Here is an 11019-nt window from a genome sequence, read left to right on the forward strand (position 1 = left end):
GGGGCATGGATGACACGGCCTTGGTATCCCGTTTTCTTCGCGACGGCTTCGTAAAGCTGGAGGGCGCCGTCGCACCACGCGTGGCAGCGGACTGCGCGCGGCTCCTGTGGCGGGAGACGGGCTGCGACCCGGACGATCCGGCGACGTGGACGAAACCCGTGCACTGGGTGCCTGGCATGGCGCAAGGGCCGTTCGCCGCCGCTCCCAATTCCCCGTTCCTCCATCACGCGTACGACCTGCTCGTCGGGCGGGGACGCTGGGAGCCGCGCTACTCGCTGGGTACCTTCCCGCTGCGCTTCCCGCACGAAGAGGAGCCGGACGACGCGGGCTGGCACATCGAGGGCAGCTATTTGCCGGAAGGCGAGAGCTGGTACTTCACCAATGTGCGCTCCCGCGGCCGGGCCCTGCTGATGCTGTTCCTGTTCAGTGAGGTCGGTGAGAAGGACGCTCCGACCCGGATCCGGGTCGGCTCACACCTCGACGTGCCGAAGGTGCTGGAAAGATACGGGGAGGACGGAGCGAGCGGACTGACCCTTGCGCCCGATCTGGCGGCGGCGTCCGAGCGCCGGCCGCTCGCCCTCGCCACCGGATCTCCGGGCGACGTCTTCCTGTGCCACCCATTCCTGGTGCACGCGGCGCAACCGCACCACGGAACGGGTCCCCGCTTCATGGCCCAACCGCCGCTGATGCCAGCCGCACCGTACGAACTGGAGCGGGTCGACGGCGCATACTCACCCGTAGAAATTGCCATCCGTCGGGGTCTCGGACAGGATGCCCCCGCGGCTACAAGCGGATACTCGACGAGACGGTGAGGAGTCCGCGGCGACCACGAAGGATGAGCGTGCAGGACGACTATCCGAGTCCGTGGTCTCGTTGTTCCTGACCTGCTACTCGTTCTCCTGCGGGAGGGGAGATGGAACCATCCGGGCGGGCCTGCTGTCGCTCGGGTCATGCCGTGGTTCCACGATCCGCTGGACTTTCTCGGCAGCACCGAGCAGATGGAGCGGGAGTCGCAGTCGCTCGACCGCCTGATCCAGGACCACGAAACGGCGGAGCTGTTCCGATTCGCGCGAGAACCCACGGCAACCGGTCCGGTCGAACTCCCCTGGCTCGACGTCGACCGGGCCTTCTTCATCGCCATAGCGCAGTACGCCGGTGACGACACCGCGATCGCGCTCGACTACCGGGCGAGTTCATCTGATCCACGCGTTGTCGCCAGCGATGTGTGGGCCAGCTCAGCAGCGCCGTACGCCTGGCGAACGGTCGCCGAAACCTTCTCCGAGTTCGTCGCCGAGTTGCGCCTCGACGGAGCCGACGCCGAGCCGGCGACCGACTGAGCGTAACCAATTCCAGGCACCCGCACAGGCGCGGCGGAAATGAGAGCGACGAAGAGGGTCCCACCGGCTACCGGCTCCGGCGATGACGCACGAAGAGCCGGCACTGGCCAGCGACCGATGGCCACGACTCGCAGCAGAACTTGCGGGCGCGCTCCGACGATGCAGACGAGGACGACCTGGCTGAACAGATCACCAACCTCCGAATCCTCCAGCAATGTGACTGCCGCGACGCCTTCTGCCGAAGCCTCTACACGCAGCTCCACCGGACGGCACCTACGGACCCGGCCACCGAAACGTCGGCCTCAGCTCGGACCGGCCGGGCATGCTCGTCCTTGATGTGGCCGACAACCTGATCATGTACGTCGAAGTCATCGACCGGCCACCCCTCACCTGACACTCCGTGATCTTGGGCGCAACAGGGCGTCGTAACCGCGCCTTACATGCGGCAGATGAGTGCTCGGCACTTTGAGATTCTCGAGCGTTGAGACTTCAACGCGGTGACTGCACCTCAGCTCGAAGTTCCACTGTCGTCGGAGTATGGACCCGTGCAGAGGACAGAATCCAGCCGATTAATCACCTCGGCTACCTCGAAATCCCAGCCCACGAGTCGCGAGCCCGTCCAATTGACGCCGATGCGGTAACCATCGTCGGCCAGCTCCGGAAGGTGTTTGCTTCGCCAGGTTGCCAACGAGGTGGAAACGACGCGCAAGCCGCCGCCCCAGATGTCGACTGCTCGTTGAGCGCGAGCCTGGGAGGACCAGTAGGGCAGTGCACGTTCGCCGCTGTCACCCTCGGGAGCCGGACTGCCCGATTCTCCGGTGACGTACCAGACGACGCCGTCGCGAGCGACTTCCGTGAAGAACGCAGCCGCCTGACTCCCACTCTGACTCACAGGCCGTGAGGCTAGCACCGCCTGGCCGTTCAGCATCTCTTGACTTGATCAGTGCCGCAACGCGCGCGGATCGCGGCAGATCCGTGCACCAAACAACGTTGCGGCAGCGTGTTCTGGACTTATCGCGAGGTGATCTTCTGGTACTGGTCAAACGGTCTGCCAGGCTCGGGCGTACGACCCTTGCGACCGGGTTGACGCGGTGCTCGGCACAGCGGTGTGCTTCTACCTGCGCCGACGGTTACCGCCGGCTCCGTCAGGGAACCTTAAGGAGATGAGTACCTATCCTGATCCGGCCTGGCACGGCGACGTCTACCCCTCTGAAGAGGAGATCGATCCGTCCGGCACCGACGGCCCGGTCGGGGCGTACGCCAGCCGGCCCGGCCCACTACCATCCTCCGCGCCTGGATCGCCGCCCATCCCCGGACCGGCAGGCCGGGTCGCCACCACCGCCAATTCGATTGTCAGCCGGCGCTCGGACGGATCGATTGAGGTGGTCACCGACCTCGACGGTGACGGCATCGCCGACGTGGTGCAGCTCGACCTCGACGGTGACGGGGTGCCCGAGCTCACCTACCTCGACACAGACCGCGACGGGCAGCTCGACACCGTGGTGCGCACCCCGAACCACTGACAGCACGGTGCTGCGCCGGCCCATTTCCGGACCGCCCACGCTGCCGCGGCTCATCGCGCCCGGACCGGTGACGGCCCAGACTGCCGCAGCGACCTCAGCGGCGGCTGAGTGCGGGAGAGTGCTGATCTCGTCAGCGCCGAGGTGCTCCTGCACGGATCCCGCTACGAAAACCGACGGGCAACGCGCCACCAGCACACTAGTACGCTCCGCGTTTGTCTGCGGCAGATCCGGATATGGGCTGTGCTGCCCCGAGGGGGCGCGATCGTGGAGTGTAAGCCACACGGTTGCTTGAGCGCGCCTGGCAGGATCAGCCACCCGAACGCTAGCGGTGACCGCCGATGTCACTGTCTTGATCGGCTCAATCGGAGCAAGCACGCTCCACCGCTTGAACCGAGCCGACCCCGTCTAATTGCCTCCGGCGGGCGGCGGGAGGGCTTCCTCGAGCGCCCGCCGGAGGTATGCCGTTGGAACGGGGGCCGGCTGGCCGCCCCGGCAGGGCCGCGGGAGGCTGGCTCTCCTTGTCAGTCCTCGCCGGAGAAGCGTTCCCAGGCGGACTGTCGGGTGATTCCGAGTGCACCCCCGATTGACGCCCAAGTCACTCCACGGCTGCGCAAGATGCGGGCGACCCGACCGACGGCTTCATCAACTTGAATCCGCAGCGACGATATCCGCACCATCGTTGCGGTGAGTTCCTCGTCGGACTGATCATCCCAGGAAGGGATTCCATCCGGACGCCGTCCGGCGAGAACGTCATTGCAGAGGCCGACACACTCATCGCAGATGGCCGGTCCCGGTCCGGCAATCAGCTGCTCGACCTCGTTTGGCCACTTGCCGCAGAAGGAGCATCGCTGCTCCAAAAGCTCGCGGGATGGAGTCTTAGCGGTCATCCGTATCCTCCCAACGCGTGTCAGGCTGGCCCTGACACGCGTCAGGCTAGCCCTGACAACTTGTCCGATGCAAGGCACCCGCGATTACTACGTCGACAGAGGTCGGTAGCCAGCCCCACAACGCCGGGCTCCCCGTCAGCGCGGGGCTTCGGCATCTGCGGCACATGGCGCACAAGTCACCGCCGGTCCGCGCCGTGAACGCAGCGGCAAGGTGCGCTCGGCCGGCGAACTGGTTCACGTGCGGCCCAGAGGGCCACCTTGAAGGCGTAGGGAAGACGCGGTGCCACTCAATGATCGACGAGCACGGGACTGTGCCGGGAGCGGTGTTTTCGGCCCGACACGCCGGGCTGAAGACCTGGCGGGATGGGCACCGTGAGTGATGACATCGAACGTTGTGAGTCCACGGAAGAAGACCGATGGTGACGGGCGGCAGCTGTCGCCGGAGCAGGCCGCTGCGGCGGCGATGGTGGCCGAGGCGAAAGCCCGCGGGCTGGAGCTGACCGGTCCGAACGGGTTGCTGAAACTGTTCACCAAGAATGTGCTCGAGACGGCGTTGAACGAGGAGATGACCGAGCACCTCGGTCACGAGAAGAACCAGGCCGAGCCGGGCCGCGAGTCGACGAACGTGCGTAACGGCAGCCGCGGCAAGACGGTGATCTCGGACGCGGCCGGTGAAGTGCAGATCGAGGTGCCGAGAGATCGGGAAGGCACGTTCGAGCCGCAGATCGTCAAGAAAAGGCAGCGCCGGCTGACCGAGGTCGACGAGATCGTCCTGTCGCTGTATGCGAAGGGGATGACGACCGGGGAGATCTCCGCGCATTTCGCCGAGATCTACGGGGCGTCGGTGTCGAAGGAAACGATCTCCCGGATCACCGACAAAGTCGTGGCCGAGATGACCGAATGGTCGACCCGGCCGCTGGACGCCGTGTACGTGGCGGTGTTCATCGACGCTATCGTCGTCAAGGTCCGCGAGGGTCAGGTCGCCAACCGGCCCATCTACGCGGCCATCGGGGTCACCGTGGACGGCCGCAAGGACGTCCTGGGCCTGTGGGCCGGCTCGGGCGGCGAGGGCGCGAAGTTCTGGATGAGCGTCCTGATCGACCTGAAGAACCGTGGCGTGCGGGACGTTTTCTTCGTCGTCTGCGACGGACTGAAAGGACTACCGGACACGGTCGAAGCAGTATGGCCGGAAGCGGTGGTGCAGACCTGCATCATTCATTTGATCCGGAATACTTTCCGGCTGACATCGCGGGCGGACGCCGACGCGATCAAACGGGACATCCGGCCGATCTACACTGCCGTCAACGCCGACGCGGCGGCGGCCGCGCTGGACGACCTGGAAGAGAAATGGGGCACGAAATACCGGGCGATGATCCGGTTGTGGCGTAACGCGTGGAACGAGTTCATTCCGTTCCTCGACTACGACGTCGAAATCCGCCGAGTCATCTGCTCGACGAATGCCATCGAATCGCTGAACGCGCGCTACCGGCGCGCGGTCCGCGCTCGCGGGCATTTCCCGAGCGAGCAGGCCGCGTTGAAGTGTCTGTATCTTGTGACCCGCAGCCTGGACCCGACCGGGGCCGGCCGCGCCCGATGGACGATGCGCTGGAAGCCTGTGCTGAACGCCTTCGCCATCACCTTCGGTGACCGCTGGCCGGCCGCCGAGACCTACTGATCAAGAGCCGAAAACACCGATCTTGGGAAAGTCCCACGAGCACGCACAGCGGCAGAACAATGCACTCGTTCGCCGATTCTCATCGAGATCGGGTACCGCTTCGAGCGACGTCGCTTGACGGCAATCGAGAGCTCCGCGACAGATATCGCGGTCTCTGTTGCGGATTGGTTGCGACGGTTGAACCGTTCCATGGGTTCGGGTTCGTAAGGCGGAGCTGTCGATCGGCGCTGGCGCTGTGCAGGGCCAAGGCGAGATGACAACGAAGGGCCAGCACGTCGTCGGGAAACGTGCATCCGTAGCTGGTCAGACCGCGACAGAGTTCCTTGCCGGATAAGCCGGCCGTGGCCGCCTGGTTATCGAAGTGACGCGACCAGGTGTGGCTCGTCCGCGTAGTCGACGTTGGTCTTTCTGGTCAGCCGGGTTGTTGCTGGCCATCGTCCATGTTGTTCCGCCGGTTGAGCGGTTGCCCGGCGATGGTGAAACCGCCCAGGTGCCGGCCGAGTCCAGGCGGGCGCGTTGTGACCGGGGCGGGGCGAGCAGTTTCGGTATGGGTGCTGAACGTGGTTGCCAATGGGCCGTCCAGGACGTCGCGTGTCAGTACGGCTCCGACATGACGACCTACAGCCTGCAGTACGGCCACCAGCATGCTCATGTTCGGATTCGCGGTCAGCAGGTGTTCGAGATGGGGCAGCAGAATGGCGGGCCCGCTGCCGCGGTTGTCTGCCCCCTGCCGCGGCTCGAACTGTTCGGTCTGCTGGCCGTTCACTACCCGGCGTGCGATGCGCATGCCGTCGCCGCTTTTGATGACTTGAACCAGTTCCGTGCCTTCTGACAGGCGCTGGTAGAGCGAAGGCTGGAACGCTACCGGGGCTCGGTCTTCGTAGCAGTAGGCCCATGATGTGACCGTGCCGCAGCGCAACAAGGAACCCCGCAGTGACAGCGGGAACGCCATGTCGGCTTCTGCGGCCGTCATGGTTTCCAGGGGCCCGCCGCCGAGCATGTTGGCCACGGCGGCGGGGTCCCGTTCGCGTACGAAGGTGAGGCAGAAGCCGGGGTAGTAACTCTGCGCCGCCCACGCCCAATCGGTGTCCATGTCTTGAGGATATCGAGGGGCGCGGTACGGGTCAGGGGACGATGGTCAGGGTGTATTTGTCGAGGTCGAGCAGCCGGACGCGTGGTGTGAAGCGGCCGAGTTCACCGCCGGCGTTGGTGTTGTCGAAAAGTGTGACGTGGCCGCGGACGCATTTCTCGGTGCCGGTGACAGGCTTGTTCGGGTTGGCTTCGTAGACCTGCCACGTTCCGTCTTCCGGAATGACGGCGATATCGGCGCACAGCGAGCCCACGGTGCCGCCCTCGTAGGTGGCGGCGAAGGGGAACTCGTCGCAGGAGTCGTCCGGCACCGGAGGATCCGGGAGCCTGACGAAGGTGCCGTCCTCACATGTCCTGTTCCGGTTGGCGTTCGCGGCGCTCTCGTCGGCGAGACGCCGCAGCGGTGTGCCGTCGCCCCACGCGTCCGGTAGGTACGTCTGCGCCCAGAGGTAGGTCATGGCGGCGGCCTTGTACGTCGCCACGGACAACTGCAGATCGGGCTGGGCACCCGGGTACACACAACCGGCGGTGTTGCCGACGATGTTGTCACAGCGCAGGTTGACGACGCCGTCCCAGGAAGCTGTCGGCTGGGCGGGGATCGCGTTGGGCACAGTGATGAACGCGCTGTAGCGCAGCAGGAAGCTGTCCTGGGCGCCCTTGGCCAGAGTTTCGGAATGGGTGACGGTGCCCGTGGCGGACTGGCCCCGCGACAGCAGCTTCACACCGGTCCAGGGATTGGCCTTGGTAGTCGTGCAGGCCGAGGTGCACGAGGCGGTGAGGCTGACAGCGACCTGGCTCACCGAACCGGTTGTCGCCGCCACAGTGGCGGTGAGTTGCTGCTCGAACGCCGAGGTCGTCGCGTTGAGCATGACGCTGTTGACGAAATTGAGGGTAGCGGTGCCGATCGGGGCGCCATTGGAGTTGACCAGCGTGCCAGACACGGTGATCTTCAGGCAGGACTCGAAACGCTGATACTGCATCTGATTCGTGCCGGTTACCGAGCACGTGAACGAGTCGGCGGCGGCGATGCCCGCCGCGCTCAGCGAGCCAGGGGCGCTCTTGTCGGTACGGACGCAGAAGGCGACGCCGCCGGCCCGACGTTCCCGGGAGCCGCTCGGGGTGGGCGTGCACTGCGGACCGGTTTCCGCGGTAACCGGTGCGGTGATCGCGGTCGGCGCGGGCGGTCGCTCGGGGGCGAGGACGGCCAGCAACCTGCCATGGGCGGGCCCTGCGGCCGCTGCCGCCGAGGTCGGGACGACGATTGCCGCCAGCGAGGCGACGAGGACGAGAGTTGCGGTGGAGAAGCGGTGTGAAAGCGACATGGCACCTTTCCCAGTCGGCGGCACGCACGGAGGCGTAGTCCGGCCAGGACGAGCGTGGCCGACAAGGCGGGTGAGGAAGCCTCCGCAAAGGCACGCTAACATCGATGACCATCACTTCGGTGAGACAACGATCACACTCAGCTATCGACCAATTACGGACCAGCAGTGTCGAGGCGGCGTGGCCGCACGCCGCCCGTCGGCCGACAGCGGCACTCAGGGCCGACCCTTGGCGTTCGCCCCTGATGGCCTGGTCAATCACGCGGGCGATCGCCGGTGATAACGGAATGAAAACGGCCTCTTCGCCTTTGCCGCAGACATGAGGCTGCGGTTACCGTGCTAATCGCCGAGATCAACGACGCCCCCGAGGTGATCTGTGCCGACCTCGACCGCACCGGCCTCACGCTCGACATCGCATTGAACAAAGCCAGGCCGGCGAGAAACCGCCCTTAGCGGCCACATCTACACCACTCACCGGGTCAGCGACCCGCGCAGCACCGACCAGAGCAGCGTCTGAGTACACGCAGGCGACCGCATGCAAAGGTGATCGGGAACCACAGTCCCCACCGTCGGGAGCTCCCGAAGACCGCGAACGAGGGGTGCCATGAGAGCGCATCCATCGGTCGATCGAAATAACGAGATCCGCGAATCTTGCGCACCGGCTGCCGAGATCGGCGATAGCTCACCATCCGTGTGGGTTGCGCCCAGATTCTCTGGATATGTTGGAGCCGGTAACCGGATAGCATCCGAATCGCGCATTGTGCAGGGGTGCGAAGAAGTAACACATCGCTTGACATTCGGCGTCAAGCACGGCCATCGCGGGATCAGCGGCGACCGAAAGATAGAACCTACGTCCCGCCGCGACGATGAATCCGCGGCAGTACAGGAAGCCGTCATCCGAGCCGTCGGTGTGCTCGTGTATGTCTTGCCGATCGAGGTCGTGCAGCTTTCGCTCGACCACGCGGTCCAGGTCCGTCAGCTCATCGCTCGACAGGTCGGCACACAGCGCTCGCAGCTGCGTCAGGAACTCGTCTGTCCAGGTGTCGAGGGCGTAGAGGTTGCGGTTATCGCCGTCCAACGCCGGATCGCGTTCGACCAGAGCCAGGCGAGCGCTAGCCGCGTCCGGTCCGCAAGCGGCCCAGGCAGACTCAACCAGATCCCAAAGCCGAGCCTCCTCGGCGGCGGTCGGGATGCGCCCAACGCCATCAGTCGTCATGATCCGGAGGGTACTGGGGTCGCACCGGATCGCGCATCGACGGCCGGCCAGGTTCAAGGCCCACGACCGCCTGGCTTGCGGCATGCTCGTGCACCACCTGAGACCCGCGCCCGACGGTCACGCGACGTGAACACCTCAGCGGCTGGCGCCCCACGCTCAGCGGCAGAAGAGATGACATGCATCGGCCGCTCACGGTCGGTGGGTTGAGTCGAGGTGTACGCCGTTCGTGGAATTGACGGCCGCCGGGATCGGGGGCCTCCTCAGCTCAGACGCAGGTTTGACTGCGTTGGACATCGATGGTCACGGAGCTTGAGGAGGTCCCGAATGTCGATCGTAGGCGGCTTGGACATCCACCGGAAGCAGCTGACATTCGACTGGGTCGACGAACAGAACGGCAAGTGGGAACGCGGCCGGATCACCCCGGCCGACCGGGAACACCTCGCCGGCTGGCTAACCCGATTTGATGTGGCCACGACCGGGCCGGTGGCGTTCGCGATGGAGGGCTGCACCGGCTGGCGTTACATCGCCGAAGAAATGGCCAAGGCCGGCGTGAGCGCGCATCTGGCCGAACCGGCCGACACGTCCGCGCTGCGCGGCCCGAAACGGCGGGCCAAGACCGATAAGGCTGACGCGAAACTGCTGCGTGAGCTGCTCATAGCGGGCCGGCTGCCGGAGTGTTACATCCCGCCGGACCAGGTCTTGGAATGGCGGGCGATGCTGGAGCTCTACCAGGACCTGCGGACCCAGCACACCGGCTGGGCACAGCGGATCCAGTCGGTCTGTTTCCACCAGGGCACCACCGCGCCTGGACAGGCCGGGATCGTCCGCGGTGACCGGGCCCGGCTCAAGGCGATCATCGACGACCAGCTGTCGATCTCCGGCCGGCTGCAAGTCAACACCGCCCTCGCGGTCATGGACGTTCTCGCCGATCACCTCGACCGGCTGCGTCGCAGGCTGCTGTCCACCGCGCGAGGGCTCAAAGGCGCCCGGGCGTTGATGCACGAAATCTACGGCGTTGGCCCACTCAGCTCGCTCGCCCTGTGCGCCTGGCTCGGCGGCGCCAGCCGGTTCTCGTCCTCGCGTAAGGCAGTCCGGTTCGTCGGCCTGGACATCACCGTGCACTCCTCCGACGGCAAACGCAGCCCCGGCCGGCTCTCCCGGCAAGGCCCCGAAGTGCTGCGCTGGTTGCTGTTCGAAGCCGCGAAAACCTCCGCCCGGCCCTGCGCCCCCGGCTACGACTACTACACCCAGGTCAAAGAGCGTTACGACGCCAACCGGGCCTGCCTGTCACAAGCCCGGCGCATCGTCCGGCACGCCACCCACATCCTGGCCGGACTCGGCGACGACGCGTTCACCGTCGTCGCTCAGCCGGCCGCGCCCAGCACCATCGCCCGCTGACAACTCCCGCACCGGCTCGGCGAGGCCCGGCCAGCCCGACGTCAACGATGACGGGCATCAATCGCGGCCAGCTCCCTCGACGCACTGTCAGGCCGCACCAACACCGCCCATCCCGACGGTGACCGCGGACGGCCAAGAGAGAATGAGCGGTCGCACCCAGCGAGGGGCCACCCGATCAATCATCATGTCGCGGACACGAACACCACCGTCCGACGGCCATAGGTAAGTCTGGCTGCCACCCCGCCACCACCCGCGAGACTCACGCGCGCGAACAAACCCCGATCATCGGAGCCGCCGAACCACGACAAGATCCGAACCACCGCCACAAACTCGCTCAGCGTGAACAGCGAGACGATCCAGCACGGGCCAGATCAACCGAACAGCACCAAAATCCCTCTGGACGACCGACGCCCGATGCAGGTAAGTGCGCGTCCGAAATGCAACAGCGATCAGGCGATATTAAGAATGTGGCCGAGGTGCTGTTCGAGGCGGGTACGAGCAAGATCGTCACTGATGTTCAGGCCAACTTCGCGCCAGGGTTCAGCAACCTTAACTGGGTCAGGAAGGTAGCCGAC

Annotated in this window: 9 protein-coding genes and 1 pseudogene; 5 read left to right on the top strand and 5 right to left on the bottom strand. The window is 65.7% G+C overall.

Annotated elements, in window-relative coordinates; translation table 11 throughout:
* Positions 1-5: 5 nt before the first annotated feature.
* Together LXN57_RS44650 and LXN57_RS44655 are read left to right on the top strand one after the other, a co-directional pair.
* Positions 6-812: a phytanoyl-CoA dioxygenase family protein gene (locus LXN57_RS44650; protein WP_251804386.1), complete on the top strand. Its 807-nt coding sequence runs from the start codon at positions 6-8 to the stop codon at positions 810-812.
* Positions 813-950: 138 nt separating this feature from the next.
* Positions 951-1337, top strand: coding sequence for a hypothetical protein (locus tag LXN57_RS44655; protein WP_251804387.1), 387 nt, complete (start codon positions 951-953; stop codon positions 1335-1337).
* 508 nt (positions 1338-1845) lie between these two features.
* On the opposite strand, the gene LXN57_RS44660 is transcribed toward LXN57_RS44655, so the two are convergent.
* Complete coding sequence (locus tag LXN57_RS44660; RefSeq protein WP_251804388.1) at positions 1846-2265, bottom strand: DUF2750 domain-containing protein; 420 nt, start codon at positions 2263-2265, stop codon at positions 1846-1848.
* A 235-nt stretch (positions 2266-2500) separates the two neighbouring features.
* On the opposite strand from LXN57_RS44660, the gene LXN57_RS44665 reads away from it, so the two are divergent.
* Positions 2501-2860: a hypothetical protein gene (locus LXN57_RS44665; protein ID WP_251804389.1), complete on the top strand. Its 360-nt coding sequence runs from the start codon at positions 2501-2503 to the stop codon at positions 2858-2860.
* 743 nt (positions 2861-3603) lie between these two features.
* Here the strand turns inward: LXN57_RS44665 and LXN57_RS44670 are convergent.
* Positions 3604-3747 (bottom strand): annotated as a pseudogene (locus LXN57_RS44670) (ClpX C4-type zinc finger protein); the annotation flags it as partial.
* 379 nt (positions 3748-4126) lie between these two features.
* Here LXN57_RS44670 and LXN57_RS44675 point away from each other — a divergent pair.
* A complete protein-coding gene (locus LXN57_RS44675) occupies positions 4127-5422 on the top strand; it encodes an IS256 family transposase (RefSeq protein ID WP_438872985.1) in 1296 nt (431 codons plus the stop codon).
* 412 nt (positions 5423-5834) lie between these two features.
* Here the strand turns inward: LXN57_RS44675 and LXN57_RS44680 are convergent, their stop codons facing one another.
* The 3 genes from LXN57_RS44680 to LXN57_RS44690 all read right to left on the bottom strand — a co-directional run bounded on the left by LXN57_RS44680 (position 5835) and on the right by LXN57_RS44690 (position 9046).
* A complete protein-coding gene (locus tag LXN57_RS44680; RefSeq protein ID WP_251804391.1) occupies positions 5835-6515 on the bottom strand; it encodes a DUF6461 domain-containing protein in 681 nt (226 codons plus the stop codon).
* 31 nt (positions 6516-6546) lie between these two features.
* Positions 6547-7833 carry a hypothetical protein gene (locus tag LXN57_RS44685; protein ID WP_251804392.1) on the bottom strand — a complete coding sequence of 429 codons (1287 nt, stop codon included), beginning with the start codon at positions 7831-7833 and terminating at the stop codon, positions 6547-6549.
* A gap of 679 nt (positions 7834-8512) precedes the next feature.
* Positions 8513-9046 (bottom strand): DUF4240 domain-containing protein, encoded by a 534-nt coding sequence (locus tag LXN57_RS44690; RefSeq protein ID WP_251804393.1) that lies wholly within the window; start codon positions 9044-9046, stop codon positions 8513-8515.
* 324 nt (positions 9047-9370) lie between these two features.
* Between LXN57_RS44690 and LXN57_RS44695 the strand changes: the two genes are divergently transcribed.
* On the top strand, positions 9371-10444 hold the full coding sequence (locus LXN57_RS44695) for an IS110 family RNA-guided transposase (protein ID WP_251804394.1): 1074 nt from the start codon (positions 9371-9373) through the stop codon (positions 10442-10444).
* Positions 10445-11019: the final 575 nt, after the last annotated feature.

The organism is Paractinoplanes hotanensis, from assembly GCF_023717965.1.
Taxonomy (GTDB): domain Bacteria; phylum Actinomycetota; class Actinomycetes; order Mycobacteriales; family Micromonosporaceae; genus Actinoplanes; species Actinoplanes polyasparticus.